Here is a 20471-nt window from a genome sequence, read left to right on the forward strand (position 1 = left end):
CCGTCCCCAATCCGTACCCAAACCATTTTTCTAACGAATTCAGAGTGCGGTGGTAACAGGGAGCAAAGAAAAAAACTCCTTATCAAATAAGGAGTTTGTAGGGGTGATGCAGTATAGGACGGATGGGGTTCGAACCCATGACCCCTACCCTGTCAAGATAGTGCTCTCCCGCTGAGCTACCGTCCTGCAACGAAATTTATAATACCACAGGATGTAAGGTGAAGGCAATATTTTTTTCGGGAACGGTTCCCCGGACGGGAGAGAAGCTATGGAATGCCCATGATGCGGTGCCGGTTTCTTCTATTAATAGAGTCTGAATTCCGTTCCCTTCCGCAGCTTGATTGATGGTAATCGGTTGCTGGAGGTTTTTTTGTCTCGTTCTCCTGCTCCCTCCGGAATAGTGGAATCACTGCCGTCAACATGATAATCTTGAATCAAACGAAGAAAAGGAGCAAAGAATTTGCCAGAGCCCAATGAACAAAAGAATAAAACTTCCGCCGGACTAAAATGGCTGGGAGGCGGGGCAGCCATGCTGCTCCTGAAAGGAAAGGCGATACTGTCACTTTTAAAGCTGGGGAAAATCGCCGGTCCGCTGATATCCATGATGGTTTCCGTATGGGCCTATGCACTGATCTATCCTTGGCAATTCGCCATCGGATTTGTCCTGCTGCTGTTTGTCCATGAGCTCGGACACGTAATCGCCGCCAAGAGGATTGGTCTGACGGTCAGTGCTCCATTATTCATCCCTTTTCTGGGAGCTTTAATTACCATGAAAAAACAGCCGCTTGACGCGAAAATGGAGGCTTATGTAGCCTTTGGCGGCCCGCTTTTGGGCAGCGCAGGAGCGGCAGTTGTTTTTGCATTCGCCTATTATTATCACAGTCCGCTGTTGTATTCGCTGGCCTATATCGGATTTCTCCTCAACCTTCTGAATTTGCTGCCGATCCATCCGCTGGATGGAGGGCGTATTGCGACTGCGGTCACGCGCTGGCTCTGGCTGGTAGGGCTGATTGGCGGTTTGGGTGTGATTCTGTACCTGAAGTCGATCCTGTTCCTGATTATCTGGGTGCTGTTTGCCTATGATTTGTACAAGAAATATATCAGCCGGCGCAAGAACAGTCAGGTGAGAACGGTTGTGTTCAGATTCCTGATTCCTGTAGAGCATTTGCGGGAACAAGGGTATCTGATTCCGGGGCCCGAACACAAAAGGGACTTGCCGTTTACTACCTACAGTGATCTGGAGCGCCAGCAATATCTCGGCATCCGTTACGAAAGCCTGGATTATCACGGAACCGCCAGACTTCCTGTACAGTGCATCATTGAGAAGGTCAAACTGACCGGACTTGACCAGGTGACGGCAGAGAACGGACTGCACTTGAATGCACAATGTGAGGTCCAATATACGGTATTTGAGAACGATAAATATTATGAGGTGCCGGCTAGCTCGCGCTGGAAATTCGGTGCAGCCTATTTTGCACTTGCAGGATGTATCGGCTTCCTGATGTACCTGGTGCATGTAGTGGGAAATGTAAATCTGTGATCCCCCGTTTAGCAGCACTCCAAACCGTCAAAGCTGTAAAAAGCTAAAGGATAGGAGGAGTATGCTTATGAGCAGAAGATTACTGGTGAGAGCCGCAGTCTGTTTGCTTGTGCTTATGGGAATGGCGGGATGTGCGGTTCGGGATGAGGCGCCCGGAGTGGTGGAGCTCCACCGGATGTCTGACCTGGAAGGGCCGCTTAACCCGGCCGACAACAGGCTGTCCCCGGTACTAGAGGATGTATATAGCCGTTCAATCCCGGAAGATGTCTATTCCACGCAATAGCGGCGTCTGGAAGGCCTGCTTTCTTGCTCTGTACAGAGAAATGGAATTTCTGTATAATGGGTCAACTATCATTTTGACCTATGGAGAGGAGACCCAAAAGACAATGGCAGCAGAAATTGTACATGTAACTACAGATGAACAACTCCAAATGGGGCTGGATATCCGTAAAAAGGTATTTGTGGAAGAACAGAAGGTTCCAGTGGAAGAGGAACTTGATGAATATGATGTAGTGGGGGACAACGCCCATCATATGCTTCTTGTGGATGAGGGGATTCCGGTAGCAACTGGAAGACTGATCTATTATAAAGCCGGAGCGGCCAAAATGCAGCGGATAGCCGTCCATAAAGCTTATCGCAGCAAGGGGTACGGAAGGGTTCTTTTACTGGCGCTGGAAGAGCTGGCCCGGGAGATCGGTCTTGAAGCCTCCATTCTGGACGCCCAGTGCCACGCAGAAGAGTTTTACAAGAAGCTGGGTTACAAGGTAATTTCCCAGGAGCCTTTCTATGATGCCGGTATCCTGCATGTGCGGATGGAAAAGGCGCTGTAAACGGGCAAGTGGGTACATATTATGTTGCTTCGGAGGACACGCTAAGGTGAGTCTGACCATGGACAATCCAAATGCGAAGGAGCAGATTCCAAATGAGCAGTACACGCGAACGGTTTATTGCGGCTCAGCGTAACGGTGACGGAGATTTGACCAGCTTCCAGACCTCTTCAGGGCGGGTGCTGGATTATCAGCAGGCGTTGCAGGAGGTCCAGGCAGGCGCTATTGCCGGAGTGAATGTGTTCAAAGGTAAAGATGGCGAGATGTATATCCGCGGGGATGCGGACGGCGATCCCACCAATAATCTGGATCGGCTTCCGCAGTTTTAAGGCGGTATAGATAGGAAAGGCCGGACAGGCGTACATTGACGCTGCTGCCCGGCCGTTTTTGTATGTCAAACTCCATTAAAGACTATAGATCCTGTGCTGTTCCAAAAACTCCATTTCTCCCGTCAGGCCTTCAAAACCCGGTTTCTCATCGCTGTAATGCATCAGCAGAATGAGTTTCCGTACTTCCTCCGGCAAGGACATCAGCTCTTTGAGGGTAGTGTGGACCTGCCCATGTCCGCGAAGCTGGCAATCATGCAGAATTCTTGCGATCCCGCGCTCACGGACAAGGCTGAGCAGAAGCTCAGGCTGAAAGGTCAGATCCGCACTGTAAAAAACCTTCTCATTCAGCAGTAGTGAATAGCTGTCCCTTCCGGGGATATGCGGTGTGCGGATCAGCTCCACGGTTAGTGAGGGCGCCAAAGGATAGGAGATACCCGCTTCCAGCGGTTTGATAATAAAAACATCGGACAGGGACCGGTTGCCCTCCTCATGAAGTTTATGAAGCAAAGGGTGCTGCCATAACGGTTCTATCAAGGTCTCTGCCAGCAGCAGTGTCATTTTGCCGCCGTGTGGTTCCCGGTTGATGGTATGGGCCAGATTTTCCAATCCGCCGATATGATCGCCATGAATATGAGTGATCAGTGTTTCGTTCACCTCACGGAAAGATTTCCCCAGTGCCTTCATAGCCTTGGGTGCGGTCACTCCACAGTCGATCAGCAGTGTATACCCGTTAACCTGAAGCAACGCGTTGTTATTATAGTATTTTGTGGAAAAGGCATCCCCTGTGCCCAGCATTTGCAAGTCAATTGTCATGGTGAAAAACCCTCCTGGAATTCATGGCCGAATCTATTTATTCTATCGTATCATTCTTCACAAAAGGAATGAAATAATTCCCTGTCATTCCGCAACTTGTCGCAATTTTTACAGTATACATTAACAGCATGAATTACTTGGAGGGTCTCTAGTGATGAGATGGAAAAAAATAGCGCTGTGTATGGTTGTGTTTTCCTTAATGGGCGGTTCATTATTATTTGCAGATGCCGTTAATCAGAAGATCAGAGTATGGAGCAACGGCAAGGAAATATCGGATGGCGGTTACTTGATTGACGGCAAAGCCTACATTCCCGCCAGAGAAGCAGGGGGTATTGTCAGCTGGGATGGTTCTGGTAAACTGAGCATCCTGAGACCCAATGTGCATATTGTTCTGTTTAAAGGTGATAATGTTTTTGGCAATGTGAATGTAGGCAAGCTAAAGATCAAGGTGCTGACCCAGGTAGACAGTCTGACCGAGGATGTTGCGGCGGTAAAGGTTGCGATCACGGACCCGTCGGGCAACGTGAAGGATATCCAGTCCCAGGAACTGGGGGGCTCGAAGAAAGAGGACTTCTGGTTTCCGACTTCGGAGTTCACCTATGATTTCAAGGATTCCGGAAAATACCGGGTTGGCTTCTATATCAAACCTTCCAAAGGTACGGATTATGTACTTGTGTCAGAGAAAGTAATCACTGCGCTGGATTGATCAATTCAGCACCCTCAAATTGACCTTGCTTATCTTACGTGTTACGATACCAAATGTAGGATAATTCAATTCAAAGTGAGGTATTACAATGAGCGATCACAAACATGAGCATGGCCATGAACATGGTGAAGCATGCGGTTGCGGACATGATCACGACCATGAGCACGAGGAGTTTGTGCTGACCTTGACGAACGAGCAGGGCGAAGATGTGGAAATGGTGCTGGTGGAAACGTTCGACGTAGGCGAGAAGTTATATGCACTGCTGCTGGAACGCGAAAACCCTGAGGCAGACGGCATCATTCTGCGCATGGAAGAAGAAGATGAAGAAATGGTGCTTTACAACATTGAAGATGAAGCTGAATGGAAAGCTGTTGAAGAAGCTTACAACGAGCTGCTTGCCCAGCAAGAATAGATTTCATGAAGCAAAGTGGGCCTCTCGATATTGGACAAGACCTGCGAGGCTTGCATACAAAAACCCGATACTGAAGAAGTATCGGGTTTTTGTATGTTGAATGTATGAAGGGGAGGCGATCAGGAGATCGGGTCCGCCTCCACGATGACTTTGACGTTCGTGATACTGCGGTCCTCCGGACCTTTGACCGGCAGCCCGATTTCCACATGATCGATGATATAATCGATGTTATCCTGGGTAATTACTTCACCTGGGAGCAGAATCGGAATCCCCGGAGGATATACGTAAATGAATTCTGCGATGATGTAGCCAGCGGATTCACGGAAAGGAACCAGCTGGGTATCGGCATAGAATGCATCCCGCGGAATCAGTGCCAGTTGCGGAATTTCCGGCACCTGCACCTTGAGCTCATAGATTTCACCTTTGCTGTAATGAATGGCGGAGAGTACTTTCAGTGCGGCAATGAGCTTATCTACCGATTCCTGGGTATCTCCTGGCGTAATCAGGCAAAGAATGTTATACATGTCGCTAAGCTCAACTTCAATGTTGTATTTCTGGCGCAGCCAGTTCTCGGTTTCGTAACCGGTGATGCCGAGATGGCGCACATGGATGTTCAGCTTGGTCGGGTCAATATTGAACGTTGCTTCCGTACCAAGAATTTCTTTGCCGAAGCTGTAGAGGCCTTCAATGCTGTTAATGGTATCACGGGCATAGTTCGATAGGGCAATGGTTCTTGCAGCCATCTCGTGGCCGTTTAGGGCCAAATTACGTCTGGAGGTATCCAGGGATGCCAGCAAGATGTATGAAGTTGAAGTTGTGGTCAGCATGCTGAGAATGGTTTGAACCCGCTGCGGGTTGACCAGGCCGGTCTTGGCATTCAGATTGAGCACCGAGCTCTGTGTCATGGAGCCGCCAAGCTTGTGTACACTGGTGGCTGCCATATCCGCTCCGGCCTGCATGGCCGATACCGGGAGATCCTCATGAAAATGAATCAATACTCCATGTGCCTCGTCCACCAGTACGGGAACGCCGTAACTGTGGGCCAGGTCGACAATCGAACGCAGATCGGCACAAACGCCAAAATATGTTGGATTGATAACAAGTACACCCTTGGCATCGGGATGGCGCCTTAAGGCCTTCTCGAGTGCGCTGGTGGTAATACCGTGGTCTATCCCAAGATTCTCATCCTGTACAGGAGAGACAAAAACAGGCTTGGCTCCGGAGAAAATAATCGCTGACATCACGGATTTGTGAATGTTGCGCGGTACAATAATTTTGTCTCCTTCCGAGCAGACAGAGAGGATCATAGTCATGATGGCATTGCTCGTGCCTTGTACGCTAAAATAGGTATAGTCGGCGCCGAAAGCCTCCGCAGCCAGTTTTTGAGCTTCAAGAATTACGCCGGTAGGCTGATGAAGATCATCAAGCGGTGCGATGTTGATCAAATCTATGGATAGAGCGTTATCGCCGATAAACTCACGGAATTCGGCATCGGTTCCTAGCCCCTTCTTATGCCCGGGAATATGAAATTGAACTGGGTTTCCGGCGGCATGCTTTTTGAGAGCGGTGAAGAGGGGAGTTACATGTTGATCCATTTAATGCTGTCACAACCTTTCGTGAAGAGTAATTTTTTCAAGCAAGCATCAGTATAACAAATCAATCACCATAATACTAGGATGTGATGGAATGTCTGGCAAAGTAGCTGAACGTATGCATATCAATTTAGCCTCTCCGTTCATTATGGAGATGTGGGTAATTATTTTTCTGGTGGAATTTGTAAAAGGATCACTGCTGGTAGCCCTTCTGCCGGTTTATATGGAGAATATCCTTGGACTTTCAGTAACAGTCGTTGGCTTCTCGTTTGCAATGCAATACCTGGGAGACAATCTGTTCCGCAGCCCGTCGGGCTGGGTCATGGAACGCATTGGATACCGCTGGACGATGACAGGGGCTCTGCTGCTGATTCTGGTGGCGGTTGGACTGATCATTTATGCCAAAGATGCACTATGGTTATCGGTTGCCTGTCTGATTCTGGGCATTGGCACCTCACCGCTCTGGCCTTGTACCATGACTGGTATTACCGAGCTGGCCGGTTCGACGAAAAGCGGAAGCAGCGGGGCGGCCATGGGTGCTGTGGAGATGGCCTCACTAGCTGGAACCGGGATCGGCCCCATCACAGTCAACTTTCTGATGGATCATGGCGGACAGAGCTACCGGGCCGTATTTCTGGTGCTTATGGGCTGTGCCGCAGCTGTCGCGGCCGTTGCACTGCTGCTGCCGTCAAGGATAGGGAGTCATGCGCCTCATGCGGTTGTGCGGGATCGGGGAGATGAGGGAGCGGCAGTCGTGGGCAGACGGATGAAACCGCTGGAAAGTCTGAAGCGGACATGGCATCAGGTCAGAACCTCGCTGAAGGTCAGCCGCTTGTTGTTTCCTGCACTCTTTCTGCAGGCCTTTGCGATAGGCCTCATGACCCCTGTGGTCACCCTGTTTGCCCGTTCCGAGCTGCATGTGACGCCGAACCAATTCAGCCTGCTGCTGATTGCAGGGGGCGGCATTACCGTACTGGCACTGATTCCGGCCGGCAAACTGGTGGACCGGATCGGAACAACCATTTTCCTGAACATCGGATTCCTGCTCGCCGCGGGCTCGCTGGCCTTTTTTTCACAGGTGCGCTGGCTGCCGCTCGCCTTCTGTGCAGTAGCGCTTGTAGGTATCAGCTATGCCTTGATTCTTCCGGCCTGGAATGCTTTTTTGGCCAAGCAGGTACCTAAGGGAGAGAGAGGAACCGTATGGGGACTGTTCCTGACGCTGCAGGGCTCCGGTATGGTGGCTGGTCCTGTGATCTCAGGGAAACTCTGGGATTCAGTAGGGCACAGTGCTCCCTTTCTGGCCAGTGCTTTTGTTATGGTGCTGCTGTTCGGGCTGCATCTGCTTATTGTCCATAGAACCGGGCGGAAGACCTGGACAAGCTAGATGTGATTAGATATAGTATTTAAAAACTGCAAAAGCCGCTGGCAGCCGGAGGATTCCGGAAGCAGCGGCTTTTTTGCCGTCTAGAAGCGGGCAGAACAGGCACTAAGCAGAGAATGACAACGCACGGAAATTTAGAAGGACATGCGGTAGAGCGGAAGCAGAGTCTCGAAAGTCTGCCGGACTACGGTGAGAAGCTTACCGCCATCGGATAACAGCGGGTCCTCTCTATCGATGCGAAGTCCGCACGTGACCTCGGCTTTCTTAACCTCCTTAAGCTTGCGCGAGAGCTCGGTGAATGCGGGCTTACCCATGCCGGCATGCGGTATTCCCTTTGAATCCAAATGATCTGTGGACCAGAAATACCCGCCTGGAAGCTCTGATTGGATGTCGTCCATGTTCCGGAGCAGCGCTTCAGCAAAAGTCACTTTATTAGTGCTTTCATAAATGATGGCAAAAACAATAAAGAGATGGCTCTGAAACATGCCAACCTGAAAATGCGGCAGCGCCTTGTATCCCCTTTTATTCGGACCCCATGCCACCCAGGTATCATTCGGCGCATGAACGGTCCGGCGGGCATGTCTGGCTACATGCGGGAACATTTCCTCCCCCGTAAGTGAGGATAATAGAGGGGCGACTTCATCGCCCAGCTCGTTCAGCTTAGGCCGGACTCTTGCGATCAGCGCATTCATGCGCGGATCCAGACCGTCAATCTGAAATACATCAAAATCATCAGTGGTAAATCCTTGAAATGGCATTGCAGCGTCTCCTCGTATGAATAATGGTGAGATATCATAAAACAGCAGATTAAAGTCTGCATAGCCCTCTGTACTTGCATTACAGACAAGTTATTTGGAGCAAAACTGAAGTAAAGCGTTTGGAAAAGGTGGAAAGCGGGTAAAAATAGTCAATAAACCAAGTTACCGCTACATAAAATGAAGTATAAAATAAGAGCAAGACGAACGCAAAGTTTTATAAAGCAGGTTGAGGTCCGGCAGTCGGTTCTGCTCTAAGTTAAGCTAATGAAGCTGGCTTTGCTGTAACAAAGCAGTTAGGGGGGAGTGCCGTGAACAAAAACGACGAAGTCGAGTATTGCAATCTGGAGCTGCGCTTTGACAGACAGCATCTCCAGGATCTGATCAAGGACTTGATTAAGGAAGGCTATTCCCTTTATTGGAGCGAGAATGAAACGGTTTTTCTTATCTCGGTGCGCACCGGCCGCAAGCTTGTGAAGCTGCGTTTCCAGCGGATTAAGGAAGGCTTCAAACTGGTGGGAGATTATATGATCCGTGATGCGCGCCTGTCTGAGTGGATGGAGAAGCTGATTGGTGATATGCGGGGGCATGCCGTCGTTAAGCGGTTTCGCGACCGCCAGATCATTATTGAAAATATTTTGTTCGGCGAAGTGATCCGGCTGGTGGAAATCTCCGGCTACCAGCAGCGCGTGCTCTACCAGAAAGGCCCGCTGCTCTCTGATCAGGAGCTGACAAAGCTGTTCTTCTCTGTGGATGGGGAAGAGCGGATCCGCGACCGCAGGCTAGAGGTGGATGAGGTTCTGGACCAGCTCCACAAGGCCATTCAGGCCAAGGATACGGAACGGATAGCAGCATGCAAAGCCAGGCTTCTGGTATTGACAAGGGAACTGAATATGCTTGAATGGTGATACAGCCGTAATTCAGATTAGGCCAGGGCATCCCGCTTAAGGGGTGTCTTGTTTACTTACTGGGCAGTTAAAATCAGCGGTCCGTCCGGCGTGATAGCGATCGTATGCTCATATTGCGCTGACAACTTGCCGTCGGCCGTTCTTGCCGTCCATTCATCGTCGTCAATCGTGATATGGAACGTACCTTCGTTGATCATCGGTTCAATCGTAAACACCATGCCTTCCTTTAACCGAATGCCTTTGCCGGCTACGCCGATATGCTCGTAGCTCGGCTCCTCGTGCAGACTCCGCCCGATCCCGTGCGCCAGCAGATCGCGTACGACTGAGAACCCGTTCGCTTCCGCATGCTGTTGAATCGCCGACGTTATGTCGCCGAGCCGGCCCCCGGGGAGTGCCCGGGCGATCCCCAGCTCCAGACATTCCTTTGCCACCTTCATTAATTTTTGCGCCTCCGGCCGGATAGTGCCCACCGCATAGCAGTAGCACGAATCGCCGAACCATCCGCCATATTCCACGACAATGTCGAGCTTCAGTAAATCGCCGTCCATAAGCACCCGGTTCGAAGGAATACCGTGGGCCACCACATCGTTGACCGAAATGCAGGTTTCGGCGGGGAAGCCGTTGTACCCTTTGGTAAACTGCTTGCCGCCCAGCTTGGTGATATGCCCTGCAACAAAGTCATTGATTTCCCGGGTGGTGATCCCCGGCTGGATCAGTTTGGTTACCTCGCGGTAGCAGTCCGCGATGATTTGGCTCGCCGGCTTCATTTCTTCGATTTCCCTGGGTGATTTTAAAATAATCATCTTGTATTTGTTCGCTCCTTTTCCATTTTACAGTTTTAAAAACAGGACGATATCCCTGGCCTCCTCATGCAGCTTTCCGCGGCGAAGCGAAAGCGAGGCGCAGCCGACCAAGGCGGCCAGCAGCATTTCCGCGCGCTGTAGCCGATACGGCAGCTCCGCCGTGTCTCCTCCGGGAGCGGCAGCCCCATCCGCCGCACGCCCGGATTCCAGCAGCTTGGCCAGCGGCGCGAGCACCTCCCGGCGGAAAGCGGCCGAGAGCAGGGCCGAGCGTGCTTCAGGCAGCGAGGCAAAGCCCTCACCGGCCAGCTTATGCAGCAGGTACAGGGCGTGGTCCTTCGCCCAAAGCTGCAGCAGCCGGACACTGGCAGCGGCGACGGGGCCAAGCTCTGCGGCAGCGGCCGTTTCGGGGTTTCGGCTTCGGGAATCCGCCGCAGCCGAGTTTTCCGTGTCCACCGCAGCAGCTAAGCCCAAATGCCCGCCCGCCGGCGTTTCCAACGAAGCCGAAGCGCGCGTGACCTCCAGCGGAACCTTTAGTGGAGCCTCCAACGGGGGCTTCAGCGGAGCCTCTAACGCGGCCTCCAGCCATCCCCCGGACCGCTCCAACGCGTCCCATAGCAGATCGTGGAGCAAATCGCCCTTATTGCTGTAATAATGGTACACCGTGCCATAGCCGAGTCCCGCCTGCGCGGCCACATCGCGAATTTCCAGTAAAAGCCCTTTATTCAAAAAGACATCGGCAGCCGCTTTACGGATTTGCGCCAGACGCCGCAGCCGGATATCTTCGTTTTGTTCCTTCGTGCGTGGAGTCATCTCGTCCGTTCACCTCTTTTATTATTGACCTGCTCTTATGTCAATATAAAACATCGGCTTGCGAATAACAAGAGGTTAGCTGGAGGGTTTCCTGCTCAACCTGGAATCGGTGCTTGATCAACGGATTTGCCTCGAATGAGCGACCTGTTTGGAACATTGCTACGCTAATGGTCAAAACGCTTAATCAGCCTAATTAACGGAGGTTTCTTTTCTAACGGTAGTATGCGCACTTATTTGGCGTCACTCACAACCATTAGATTTTCCTCCCGTTTTCAGGTACCCGCATACTCCTCTGGTCAAGGACCGGTTTCGGTTTTGAACGGGGGTTCACTTCTGGCGGCAAAAACGTTAAAATACTCGTTGTGAGCAATTTCCACGATTTACGCAGGAATTTGTCAATGAAATTGATCGTTTTCAAGCAGGCTGAACTTTGCTGTCTCTGATAAAGGATGGTATTCTAATACTGCGAGAAATGGATTTCACAAAAATATAAGATGCAAAGGGTGGAGAACCAGATGGCAAAACAACAAATCGGTGTGATTGGCTTGGCAGTAATGGGTAAAAACTTGGCTCTTAACATCGAGAGCAGAGGCTTCACAGTATCGGTATATAACCGTTCCCCGGAGAAGACTCATGACCTTATCAGCGAAGCGGAAGGCAAAAACCTTGTAGGTACTTTTTCCATCGGGGAATTTGTTGAATCGCTGGAAGTGCCGCGTAAAATTCTAATCATGGTTCAGGCCGGTAAAGCAACCGATGCTACAATCGAGCAGCTGTTGCCACATCTGGATCAGGGCGATATCATCATCGACGGGGGCAACGCCTATTTCCCTGACACGGTTCGCCGCAATAAGGAATTGGAGGAAAAAGGCTTCCGCTTCATCGGTACAGGTGTTTCCGGCGGTGAAGAAGGCGCACTCAAAGGACCTTCCATTATGCCTGGCGGTCAAGAAAGCGCCTATAAGCTGGTTGAACCTATTCTTACGGCAATCTCGGCCAAAGTGGACGGAGAGCCTTGCTGTACATATATTGGACCTGACGGTGCCGGACACTATGTAAAAATGGTGCATAACGGTATCGAATACGGCGACATGCAGCTGATTGGCGAAGCCTACCATTTGCTGAAGGATGTTCTTGGACTGGATGCCAAAGAACTTCACAGCATCTTCGCGGACTGGAACAACGGTGAGCTGGACAGCTATCTGATCGAGATTACCAAGGACATTTTTGCAGTATATGATGAAGAAACCGGCAAGCCGATGGTGGATGTAATCCTCGATGCTGCCGGTCAAAAAGGGACAGGCAAATGGACAAGCCAAAGCTCACTGGATCTCGGCGTGCCGCTGTCCATGATTACCGAATCCGTATTCTCACGGTTCCTGTCTGCTATGAAGGAAGAACGTGTTGCAGCGAGCAAAGTGCTGAGCGGCCCGGCAACCGAGCCATTCCAGGGCGACAAAGCCGAGTTCATTGAGAATGTCCGCAAAGCTCTGTTCGCCAGCAAAATTGTATCCTATGCCCAAGGGTTTGCACAGCTTCGTGTAGCTTCCGAGGAATATAACTGGGATCTGAAGTACGGCAGCCTGGCCAAAATCTGGCGCGGCGGCTGCATTATCCGCTCCCGTTTCCTCCAGAACATCACCGATGCCTACGAGAACAATCCGGAGCTTAAGAACCTGCTTCTTGATCCGTTCTTCAAGGACATCATGGACTCCTACCAGTCCGCATGGCGGAAAGTAGTATCCGCTGCAGTAATGCAAGGGGTTCCGGTTCCAGGCTTCTCCAGTGCCCTGGCTTACTATGACAGCTACCGTACAGAACGCCTGCCTGCGAACCTGCTTCAGGCACAGCGCGACTATTTCGGTGCTCATACCTTCAAACGTGTGGATAAGGAAGGCGTCTTCCACCACAACTGGTTGTCTGAATAAATTCAGGCATAAGCCGCAGACAGCGGCCCGAATGGCTACTCGTGTGAATGCGGGGGCTTTCGGGCCTTTTTTTGCGGAAGTTGTCTCTATTTGATGATGGCGAAGCCGTTTCTGCTCTTAGATTTAGCGTTTGTGCAATGTTTTCACCCTGTGTTATGATATGACAAATGTCGCGGTTGGAGGGTCGTTATGAATTACGCCAATAAAAATATCATTCTGGTCGGGATGATGGCCACGGGGAAGTCGACGGTCGGCGCACTGCTGGCAGAGGAACTGGGCTATGAACTGATTGACCTGGATCATGTGATTATACAGAATGAAGGACGGAGTATTGCCGAACTCTTCGCTGAAGGCGGGGAGGAATATTTCCGCAAGATCGAATCGGCTGTGCTGAAGGAAATGCTGGAAGGGGAAAGCCGTATTATCTCCACAGGCGGCGGCGCCGTGCTGGCTCCGGGGAATGCGGAAATCATGCTGCAAAAAGGACTTGTGGTCGCGCTAACAGCTACTGAGGAAGAGATTATTGCCCGTGTCAGTGGGGATGAGAACCGGCCGCTGCTCGCCGGCAATGCACAGGAACGGGTACGTGCGATTCTGGAACAGCGCAGGGATGCTTACCGTTTCGCACATTACACGGTCGATACAACGAAGCGGAGTGTGGCAGAAGTGTCGGAGTATATTTTAATGCACTACCGCGGTTGAGCTTTTAAGCGTATGTGTGATAGACTTAGGCATCCGCAGTTTCATTCCAGTCAATCATTCCGCCGCTGAGGTTGGATGTCTTGAAGCCGAACTGCTGCAAGTATTCGCAGACACGCTGACTGCGCGCGCCAGAGCGGCAAATGAAGATGAGCTCCGCTTCCTTAGGCAGCTCGTCCGTATGCTGCGGAATCTCACCCATTGGAATGTGCTGTGCTCCGGGAATCATCCCGAAAGCGACTTCGTCGTCTTCACGGACGTCTATCAGTACAAGGTCTTCACCTGACTCCAGACGCTGCCGCAATTGTCCTGCTGTGATTTGGGGAATCTCATTCATGGTTGGGACCTCTTTTCATTAGAAGAATGCCTTCATGATAACACAATTGCGGATTACCCTGTCAAACCGAGCAATACATAATATATATTCTATACAATAAGGAGAGCTTAGATCATGGATGTTATTGTTAGGCCTACACCCACCCTGCAAGGGGAATTTGGAGCCCTGTCTTCCAAAAATTACACTACACGCTACCTGCTGGTCGCCGCATTATCGGAAGGAGTCAGCACAATCTATCACCCGGCACACAGCGAAGACAGTGATGCGATCCGCAGATGCATTGCCGATCTGGGAGCTGTGCTTACGGAGGATGAGGAGAAAATCGTCATTCAGGGCTTTGGCCGCCATCCCCGCGATGTGAAGGAACTGAACGTGGGCAATGCCGGTGCGGTGCTGCGGTTTTTGATGGCTGTGGCTGCCCTCAGTCCTGAGGTCACCTTTGTGAATACGTATCCCGATTCCTTGGGCAAACGGCCGCATGACGATCTGATTACTGCGCTTGGCCAGCTAGGTGTAGAGGTAGAACATAATAACGGCAGATTACCGATCACGATTCGCGGTGGCAAACCGGCTGGTGGACGGATCACAGTATCAGGTGCGGTCAGCTCGCAGTATTTAAGCGCCTTGCTGTTCCTGACCCCGCTGCTTGAAGAAGACAGCGAAATTATTGTGCTGGATGACTTGAAGTCTAAAGTGGTAGTAGGACAGACGCTGGAGGTTCTGGAACAGGCAGGGATTGTCGTTCACGCTGCTGAGGACTATATGTCATTTAAGGTGCCGGGCGGCCAGGCCTATGAAGCCAAATCCTATACAGTACAGGGAGATTACCCTGGATCGGCAGCTGTCCTTGCAGCGGCGGCAGTCACGAAATCGGATGTGAAAATCCACCGGCTTGCCGAACAGAGCAAGCAAGGGGAGAGAGCGATTGTTGATGTACTGCGCATGATGGAAGTACCGCTTACCCATGAGAATGGTACGGTGCATGTACAGGGCAACGGTATTCTAAAGGCTGTGGAATTCGATGGTGATGCGGCAACGGATGCGGTCCTCGCGATGGTGGCAGCTGCCGTTTTTGCTGAAGGAACCTCACGTTTCTATAATGTAGAGAATCTGAGATACAAGGAATGCGACCGCATTACTGACTATCTGGCTGAACTTACCCGGGCCGGAGCAAGTGTAGAGGAGCGGCGGGATGAGATCATTGTCCACGGTAAGCCGGAGGGCGTTGAGGGCGGTGTGACAATCAATGCACACTATGATCACCGGGTGATCATGGCGCTGACCGTAGTTGGCCTCCGCGCCCGCCAGCCCCTGCGGATCAAAGATGCTCACCATGTTGCCAAATCATATCCGCAGTACTTCGACCATCTGCGGTCGCTTGGAGCAAATGTGGAGTGGGTAGAATAGAGATAATTGAACAGAGGTGTTCATAACTATGACTGAAGTTAGTCAATTAAGCATAAATTCGCTTACTCAGGATAATATACAGTCGGTACTTCAGCTTTTTAAAGCTTCGATCTCGGATGCCTTTGAACAAGAAGGACTGGGACATTTGCAAGAAGATATTCAACATGAAGTTGAAAAAAAGAAATTAATGGCTGAAGCTTCTCTGGACTCCAAACATTCAGATCCCTATTTCCTCGTTGCCCAACTAGACGGGGCTGTCGTCGGCACGATTTCATTTGCACCCTGTGGTGAGGATATTCAATCATGTACCGGACATCAGCTTGATGATGTTGGCGAGCTCGGGAGTTTATACATTTTGCCAAGGTATCAGGGGCAAGGTGTAGGTTCAGCCCTGATTAAGGAATTGATGGCGTATCTGCGCAAACAAGGACTGGATCAGTTTTGCCTCGACAGCGGCTACACACGAGCACAGACAAGATGGCTGCAGAAATTTGGAGAACCCTATATAACGGTTAAGGATTATTGGGGCCCCGATTCTGTTCACATGGTTTGGTTGTGCAAAGTAAGCGATTTTAGCTGAAACTGATAATTTGGATCTTTTTGCGCTGCGCTGTATGATGGAATAGTAAATGACTACGTGCCGGTTGGAAGAAGCATCCATGTAGCTTAGGCTATTACAACGGCACGATAAACAGAAAGGGGAAATAGACATGAGCTTTGAGAACCCAAGCCGGGAGCAGATTGGAGAAATCCTTGCTGCCGCTGGCAATATAGCTGTAGTCGGGCTCTCCGACAAAACAGACCGCACCTCTTATATGGTGGCAGGTGCCATGCAGAGCCGGGGCTATCGCATAATCCCGGTCAATCCATCGGTGGATGGTGAGATTCTGGGCGAGAAATGCTATCATACACTGGCGGAAATCCCTGAGCCTGTGGACATTGTCAATGTGTTTCGCCGCAGTGAATACTGCGCGGACGTAGCCCGGGAAGCCGCTGGCATTGGCGCGCGTGTCCTCTGGCTTCAGCAGGGCATTGTCAGCCAGGAGGCTGCCGACATCGCAGCTGAGCACGATATGATTGCGATCATGGACCGCTGCATTAAGGTCGAGGAAGCGATCACGATGAAAGGCCGCAGCCGGTTGTAAGTGCTTAAGGTGAAGCCAATCTGCGGGACCTCTGAACCTAAGGGTGCTTCCTTCCTCACGGTTGCGCTGGGTTCGGCTAATGTGAATCCGCTGCATCATTTTCACCGGAACCGTCGTTATTTCAGGCGGTATTGTTATACTTAATGAAGACGAGGAACGTCCTTTGCTCCATTTCACTTTGGAGCAGGACGTTCTTTTTTATTTTTTCCGGGGAAGGAGCCAACGAAGGGGCATAATATTCTCAGAATCAAACCGCTTTTCATCACTCTGATTAATCAAGTACATTAGGTGCACCGGCACCAGTCTTCCACATGAAATTCCTCACTTTCCCGGTAACTTTGCGCTCATAATCTTTTGACAAAAGCTGCTGTAGCGCTTACCATTCAATATAGAATGAAAGGAGAGGGTCACCTTGAATTGGCTCGGATCTTTGCAGCAGTTGGGCAGAGCCATTATGCTTCCTACCATGGTGCTTCCGGCGGCGGCTATTCTGCTGAGTCTGGGCAGCTTGCCGTGGTCTGCATGGGGACTTTCTTCGGTATCCGAAGTGACTACTTACGCGGGGCAGGGGATATTTTATTTCATGCCTTATTTGTTTGCTGTCGGTGTGGCGTGGGGGTTGTCCAATCAGGCCGGACCGGCGGGGATGGCGGCACTCGCGGGGATGTTCACTTATGACCGGATTGTTTCCAACATGGGAGACGGGGCTGTACAGCCTGCAACACTAATCGGAATTATCCTCGGAATTGTTGCTGGTGTGGCGCATAACCGGTTCAAAAATATCAAGCTGCCGGAGGCGATCCAGTTTTTTGGAGGATCGCGTTTTGTTTTGCTGTTCATGGGACTATTCTCCGCGCTGTTCGCCTGGGTGATGCTTGGACTGTCACCGGTGCTGCAGCATGGCCTGGATATTATGTTCCGGGATATTCAGATGACCGGCGGATACGGAGTCTTCGTCTACGGGGTTCTTTACAGGGTGCTTACGGCATTTGGACTGCATCATATTTTGAATAATCTGTTCTGGTTTCAGCTGGGAACCTATGCTACACCTGACGGCAGCGCGGTCGTGCAGGGGGATTTGCCGCGTTTTTTTGCCGGAGATCCTACAGCGGGTATATTTATGGCCGGTCTGTTTCCGATTATGATGTTCGCGCTGCCGGCAATTGCGTTTGCCATTATTCAGGAAGCGCGTGAGGATTTGAAGCCCAAAATCAAGAAGACGTTTTTGCGCGCCGCTTTGGTCTGCTTTTTAACCGGAGTATCGGAGCAGATCGAGTTTGCTTTCTTGTTTGCTTCTCCTTATTTGTTCGCACTTCATGTGGTCATGTCCGGCTTGGCGATGGTGCTGACCTATGCGCTCGGCATTCATCACGGCTTCTCCTATTCTGCAGGGGCCATTGATTTCTTCCTTAATCTGCATTTATCACAGCGAGCCTGGCTGCTCATTCCGATTGGGATCGGCTATGGCATTGTCTACTATAATGTGTTCCGCTGGGCAATCCGGCGCTTTCAGATTCCGACTCCGGGACGTGAGGAAGGCTCGGAGCTTGGCGACTGGGCGGGTAACATCCCTTACCAGGCACCATTGATCCTTGAAGCGCTGGGCGGGAAGGAAAACATCGTTCAGGTGCAAGCCTGTATCACAAGGCTAAGATTAACGGTACACAATGACAGAAATGTAGATACGGGGGCGCTGAAGGGCCTGGGTTCGGCAGGTATTATCAAGCTGGGCGGCGGAAATGTTCAGGTCGTATTCGGGACCTATTCGGAGCTGATCCGTGAAGAGATCAACAAGCTTCTGCTCCGTGATCTGCCTCAAGTGCTGTTCAGTTCGCCGATTCAGGGCCGGATGATGCCGATTGAAGAGGTGCCTGACCATATTTTTGCCGCGAAGCTGGTTGGAGACGGGGTGGCCTTTTTCCCGGAAAAGGGAGAGCTCGTCTCGCCGGTCTTCGGCAAAGTCATGCACGTATACCCAACCATGCATGCAGTAGGCATTTCTACACCAGAGGGGCTGGAGGTGCTTATGCATATAGGGATCGATACTTCACAGCTAAAAGGGCCGTTTGAGGCGCTCGTGAAGGAAGGGGACAGTGTGGAGCCAGGGCAGCTGCTGGTCAAATTTGACCTGACCTTTTTACGTGACCATGCAGCCTCATTAGCTACCCCGATGGTCATCACCAACCCGGACCGTGTAAAATCCTGGAGCTATGCTCCATTTAAAAATGTTAAAAAAGGACAGTCTTCTGTGATGTCCGTAGTTTTACATGAAAGCAATGTTGGAGGGATTGAAGCATGATACAAGGCATAGGCGCCGCAGCAGGTGTAGCCATCGGGAAGGCCTTTGTCTTGCCGAACTGGGAATGGAGCCTGCCGGACACACAGGTGAACCCTGTAGATCTGGCGAAGGAATTTGAACGTCTATACGAAGGCATCCGTACCTCTAAGGATGAGATTGAGTTTATCAAAAGAGAATTCCGTGAGGTTGTCGGGCCGGAGGAATCGAGCATTTTTGACGCCCATCTGGCCATTCTGGATGATCCGGTATTCATGAGTGAAATCCGCGGTATTATCGAGCGTCAGTACAAAGCGGCCGAAGTGGCAGTCAAGGAAGCAATTGACCACTTTGTCGCCATGTTTGATCTGCTGGACGATGAATATATGAAGGAACGGGCGGTCGATATCAAGGATGTCGGCAACCGTCTGCTGAAGCATCTCCTGGGAGCGCCGGAGGTCACACTGCCATCAGATACGCAGCCTTATATTCTGGTGGCCAAGGAGCTCTCACCTTCTCAGTTGGCCCATTTGAATCCTACCTATGTGCTTGGCATCGTAACCATGATGGGGGGTAAAACCTCACATTCGTCCATTATGGCCCGGGCCCTCGGTATTCCGCTGGTAGCAGGGCTGGAGAACAAGATCCTGACTCCGATTCAGACCGGCGATATGCTGGTCATGGACGGTGAAGCCGGAGTCGTTCAGCTCTACCCGGATGAACAGACCGTGGAGGATTATGCATCCAGACGTGCGAAGCAGCAGCGCAAAAAAGAGCAGTTGGAACTGCTCGCTACCGTGGAGGCCGTGACCAAAGATGGCGTCCCGCTGCGATTGGCCGGCAATATCAGCTCCGTGAAGGAGCTGGATATGGCGCTCAAATACGGGGCGCAGGGTGTCGGACTGTTCCGGACCGAATTTTTGTATATGGACCGTACTTCTTTCCCGACGGAAGAGGAGCAGTTCGAAGTCTATAAGCTGGTTGCGGAAAAAGTAGGAAGCGAAACGGTGGTCATCCGCACACTGGATATTGGGGGAGACAAGCATCTGGATTATTTCCAGCTTCCCGAGGAGCAGAATCCATTTCTTGGCTACCGGGCAATCCGCATCAGTCTGGACCGTAAGGACATGTTCAAAACCCAGATAACAGCTATACTGCGGGCCAGTCATTACGGGAATATGAAAATGATGTTCCCGATGATTTCTTCCATTGAGGAAGTACAGGCTGCCAAAGCGGTCTTGAACGAGGTCAAGGAAGAACTCGATCAACTTGGCGTTCCGTATAACCGCAACATGCCTGTAGGCATTATGATTGAGGTTCCGGCAGCGGTGATGATTGCAGATCTTCTGGCAGAAGAGGTTGACTTCTTCAGTATCGGCACGAACGATCTGGTGCAGTATGTATTGGCGGTAGATCGGATGAATGAACAGATTGCCCATATGTATCATCCATACCATCCCGCAGTACTGCGGATGATCCGGATGACCGTGGAAGCAGCGCAGAGTGTGGGCATCGAAATTAGTGTATGCGGTGAAATGGCTGCAGATGAACGGTCTTTGCCACTCTGGCTGGAGCTGGGAATCAGCAACCTCAGCATGTCGCCTCAAGCGTTGCTGAAGGTGAAGCACCGCGCCTTGAACACGCTGGCTTCTGAAGCCAGAGAAACGGCCAAGTTCTGTTTCAAGCACCGGACCAGCACACAGACAGAGGAGCTGCTGACAGCCTTTGCTGGACGGAGCGGGGTTCCGCTTGGGACAGGTGCCGACTCGAAAGAAAAAACCTCTTGAGTATTCAAGGGAACCCA

The 20471-nt window shown here is 51.2% G+C and carries 21 protein-coding genes and 1 tRNA gene; 15 read left to right on the plus strand and 7 right to left on the minus strand.

Annotated features, from left to right (window positions below; translation table 11 throughout):
* Positions 1-114 precede the first annotated feature (114 nt).
* A tRNA-Val gene (locus tag A3842_RS12580) sits at positions 115-186 on the minus strand.
* A gap of 274 nt (positions 187-460) precedes the next feature.
* Between A3842_RS12580 and A3842_RS12585 the strand changes: the two genes are divergently transcribed.
* The 4 genes from A3842_RS12585 (at position 461) to A3842_RS12600 (ending at position 2696) form a co-directional block, all read left to right on the plus strand.
* Positions 461-1540 carry a site-2 protease family protein gene (locus A3842_RS12585; RefSeq protein WP_074101645.1) on the plus strand — a complete coding sequence of 360 codons (1080 nt, stop codon included), beginning with the start codon at positions 461-463 and terminating at the stop codon, positions 1538-1540.
* Between the two features lie 67 nt (positions 1541-1607).
* Positions 1608-1823 (plus strand): hypothetical protein, encoded by a 216-nt coding sequence (locus A3842_RS12590; RefSeq protein ID WP_074088540.1) that lies wholly within the window; start codon positions 1608-1610, stop codon positions 1821-1823.
* 103 nt (positions 1824-1926) lie between these two features.
* Positions 1927-2370, plus strand: a complete 444-nt coding sequence (locus A3842_RS12595; protein WP_074088683.1) for a GNAT family N-acetyltransferase — start codon at positions 1927-1929, stop codon at positions 2368-2370.
* Between the two features lie 92 nt (positions 2371-2462).
* On the plus strand, positions 2463-2696 hold the full coding sequence (locus A3842_RS12600) for a DUF3892 domain-containing protein (protein ID WP_074101646.1): 234 nt from the start codon (positions 2463-2465) through the stop codon (positions 2694-2696).
* 75 nt (positions 2697-2771) lie between these two features.
* Here the strand turns inward: A3842_RS12600 and A3842_RS12605 are convergent, their stop codons facing one another.
* Complete coding sequence (locus A3842_RS12605; RefSeq protein WP_074101647.1) at positions 2772-3509, minus strand: MBL fold metallo-hydrolase; 738 nt, start codon at positions 3507-3509, stop codon at positions 2772-2774.
* A gap of 154 nt (positions 3510-3663) precedes the next feature.
* Here A3842_RS12605 and A3842_RS12610 point away from each other — a divergent pair, with 154 nt between their 5' ends.
* A complete protein-coding gene (locus A3842_RS12610; RefSeq protein ID WP_074088543.1) occupies positions 3664-4215 on the plus strand; it encodes a flagellar hook assembly protein FlgD in 552 nt (183 codons plus the stop codon).
* An 88-nt stretch (positions 4216-4303) separates the two neighbouring features.
* Entirely contained in the window at positions 4304-4627 is a 324-nt protein-coding gene (locus tag A3842_RS12615; protein WP_019911532.1) for a DUF1292 domain-containing protein, read from the plus strand.
* 119 nt (positions 4628-4746) lie between these two features.
* Here A3842_RS12615 and A3842_RS12620 read toward each other — a convergent pair whose 3' ends face one another.
* A complete protein-coding gene (locus A3842_RS12620) occupies positions 4747-6222 on the minus strand; it encodes an aminotransferase class I/II-fold pyridoxal phosphate-dependent enzyme (protein ID WP_074088544.1) in 1476 nt (491 codons plus the stop codon).
* Positions 6223-6313: 91 nt separating this feature from the next.
* Here A3842_RS12620 and A3842_RS12625 point away from each other — a divergent pair, with 91 nt between their 5' ends.
* Positions 6314-7603, plus strand: a complete 1290-nt coding sequence (locus A3842_RS12625; protein ID WP_074101648.1) for an MFS transporter — start codon at positions 6314-6316, stop codon at positions 7601-7603.
* Positions 7604-7734: 131 nt separating this feature from the next.
* Here A3842_RS12625 and A3842_RS12630 read toward each other — a convergent pair whose 3' ends face one another.
* Entirely contained in the window at positions 7735-8358 is a 624-nt protein-coding gene (locus A3842_RS12630; protein ID WP_074088546.1) for a YktB family protein, read from the minus strand.
* A 308-nt stretch (positions 8359-8666) separates the two neighbouring features.
* On the opposite strand from A3842_RS12630, the gene A3842_RS12635 reads away from it, so the two are divergent.
* Positions 8667-9263, plus strand: coding sequence for a hypothetical protein (locus A3842_RS12635; protein WP_074088547.1), 597 nt, complete (start codon positions 8667-8669; stop codon positions 9261-9263).
* A gap of 56 nt (positions 9264-9319) precedes the next feature.
* Here A3842_RS12635 and map read toward each other — a convergent pair whose 3' ends face one another.
* Together map and A3842_RS12645 are read right to left on the minus strand one after the other, a co-directional pair.
* The gene (gene map / locus A3842_RS12640) at positions 9320-10066 is read right to left on the minus strand and encodes a type I methionyl aminopeptidase (RefSeq protein ID WP_074088548.1); all 747 of its coding nucleotides are present in this window, start codon (positions 10064-10066) and stop codon (positions 9320-9322) included.
* A 27-nt stretch (positions 10067-10093) separates the two neighbouring features.
* The gene (locus A3842_RS12645; protein ID WP_074101649.1) at positions 10094-10876 is read right to left on the minus strand and encodes a TetR/AcrR family transcriptional regulator; all 783 of its coding nucleotides are present in this window, start codon (positions 10874-10876) and stop codon (positions 10094-10096) included.
* Positions 10877-11391: 515 nt separating this feature from the next.
* Between A3842_RS12645 and gndA the strand changes: the two genes are divergently transcribed.
* Together gndA and A3842_RS12655 are read left to right on the plus strand one after the other, a co-directional pair.
* Positions 11392-12804: an NADP-dependent phosphogluconate dehydrogenase gene (gndA, locus tag A3842_RS12650; RefSeq protein WP_074101650.1), complete on the plus strand. Its 1413-nt coding sequence runs from the start codon at positions 11392-11394 to the stop codon at positions 12802-12804.
* Positions 12805-12993: 189 nt separating this feature from the next.
* Entirely contained in the window at positions 12994-13506 is a 513-nt protein-coding gene (locus A3842_RS12655) for a shikimate kinase (protein WP_074101651.1), read from the plus strand.
* Between the two features lie 25 nt (positions 13507-13531).
* Here the strand turns inward: A3842_RS12655 and A3842_RS12660 are convergent, their stop codons facing one another.
* On the minus strand, positions 13532-13840 hold the full coding sequence (locus A3842_RS12660; RefSeq protein ID WP_074088552.1) for a rhodanese-like domain-containing protein: 309 nt from the start codon (positions 13838-13840) through the stop codon (positions 13532-13534).
* 114 nt (positions 13841-13954) lie between these two features.
* On the opposite strand from A3842_RS12660, the gene aroA reads away from it, so the two are divergent.
* The 5 genes from aroA to ptsP all read left to right on the plus strand — a co-directional run bounded on the left by aroA (position 13955) and on the right by ptsP (position 20454).
* The gene (gene aroA, locus A3842_RS12665; protein WP_074101652.1) at positions 13955-15247 is read left to right on the plus strand and encodes a 3-phosphoshikimate 1-carboxyvinyltransferase; all 1293 of its coding nucleotides are present in this window, start codon (positions 13955-13957) and stop codon (positions 15245-15247) included.
* 28 nt (positions 15248-15275) lie between these two features.
* Positions 15276-15827, plus strand: coding sequence for a GNAT family N-acetyltransferase (locus A3842_RS12670; protein ID WP_074088554.1), 552 nt, complete (start codon positions 15276-15278; stop codon positions 15825-15827).
* A gap of 130 nt (positions 15828-15957) precedes the next feature.
* Positions 15958-16392, plus strand: coding sequence for a CoA-binding protein (locus tag A3842_RS12675; protein ID WP_074088555.1), 435 nt, complete (start codon positions 15958-15960; stop codon positions 16390-16392).
* A 412-nt stretch (positions 16393-16804) separates the two neighbouring features.
* Positions 16805-18691, plus strand: coding sequence for a glucose PTS transporter subunit IIA (locus tag A3842_RS12680; RefSeq protein ID WP_074088556.1), 1887 nt, complete (start codon positions 16805-16807; stop codon positions 18689-18691).
* The gene (gene ptsP / locus A3842_RS12685; RefSeq protein ID WP_074088557.1) at positions 18688-20454 is read left to right on the plus strand and encodes a phosphoenolpyruvate--protein phosphotransferase; all 1767 of its coding nucleotides are present in this window, start codon (positions 18688-18690) and stop codon (positions 20452-20454) included. Before A3842_RS12680 ends, ptsP begins: the two co-directional genes overlap by 4 nt.
* Positions 20455-20471 lie beyond the last annotated feature (17 nt).

Origin of the sequence: Paenibacillus sp. P3E, from assembly GCF_001909045.1 — a bacterium.
GTDB lineage: Bacteria > Bacillota > Bacilli > Paenibacillales > Paenibacillaceae > Paenibacillus_AQ > Paenibacillus_AQ helianthi.

What these genes read in the sequence shown, in the direction of transcription:
- A3842_RS12590 (WP_074088540.1), top strand. Translation starts at nt 1,608, where the DNA reads ATGAGCAGAAGATTACTGGTGAGAGCCGCAGTCTGTTTGCTTGTGCTT.
- A3842_RS12595 (WP_074088683.1), top strand. Translation starts at nt 1,927, where the DNA reads ATGGCAGCAGAAATTGTACATGTAACTACAGATGAACAACTCCAAATG.
- A3842_RS12600 (WP_074101646.1), top strand. Translation starts at nt 2,463, where the DNA reads ATGAGCAGTACACGCGAACGGTTTATTGCGGCTCAGCGTAACGGTGAC.
- A3842_RS12605 (WP_074101647.1), bottom strand. Translation starts at nt 3,509, where the DNA reads ATGACAATTGACTTGCAAATGCTGGGCACAGGGGATGCCTTTTCCACA.
- A3842_RS12610 (WP_074088543.1), top strand. Translation starts at nt 3,664, where the DNA reads ATGAGATGGAAAAAAATAGCGCTGTGTATGGTTGTGTTTTCCTTAATG.
- A3842_RS12615 (WP_019911532.1), top strand. Translation starts at nt 4,304, where the DNA reads ATGAGCGATCACAAACATGAGCATGGCCATGAACATGGTGAAGCATGC.
- A3842_RS12620 (WP_074088544.1), bottom strand. Translation starts at nt 6,222, where the DNA reads ATGGATCAACATGTAACTCCCCTCTTCACCGCTCTCAAAAAGCATGCC.
- A3842_RS12625 (WP_074101648.1), top strand. Translation starts at nt 6,314, where the DNA reads ATGTCTGGCAAAGTAGCTGAACGTATGCATATCAATTTAGCCTCTCCG.
- A3842_RS12630 (WP_074088546.1), bottom strand. Translation starts at nt 8,358, where the DNA reads ATGCCATTTCAAGGATTTACCACTGATGATTTTGATGTATTTCAGATT.
- map (WP_074088548.1), bottom strand. Translation starts at nt 10,066, where the DNA reads ATGATTATTTTAAAATCACCCAGGGAAATCGAAGAAATGAAGCCGGCG.
- A3842_RS12645 (WP_074101649.1), bottom strand. Translation starts at nt 10,876, where the DNA reads ATGACTCCACGCACGAAGGAACAAAACGAAGATATCCGGCTGCGGCGT.
- gndA (WP_074101650.1), top strand. Translation starts at nt 11,392, where the DNA reads ATGGCAAAACAACAAATCGGTGTGATTGGCTTGGCAGTAATGGGTAAA.
- A3842_RS12655 (WP_074101651.1), top strand. Translation starts at nt 12,994, where the DNA reads ATGAATTACGCCAATAAAAATATCATTCTGGTCGGGATGATGGCCACG.
- A3842_RS12660 (WP_074088552.1), bottom strand. Translation starts at nt 13,840, where the DNA reads ATGAATGAGATTCCCCAAATCACAGCAGGACAATTGCGGCAGCGTCTG.
- aroA (WP_074101652.1), top strand. Translation starts at nt 13,955, where the DNA reads ATGGATGTTATTGTTAGGCCTACACCCACCCTGCAAGGGGAATTTGGA.
- A3842_RS12670 (WP_074088554.1), top strand. Translation starts at nt 15,276, where the DNA reads ATGACTGAAGTTAGTCAATTAAGCATAAATTCGCTTACTCAGGATAAT.
- A3842_RS12675 (WP_074088555.1), top strand. Translation starts at nt 15,958, where the DNA reads ATGAGCTTTGAGAACCCAAGCCGGGAGCAGATTGGAGAAATCCTTGCT.
- ptsP (WP_074088557.1), top strand. Translation starts at nt 18,688, where the DNA reads ATGATACAAGGCATAGGCGCCGCAGCAGGTGTAGCCATCGGGAAGGCC.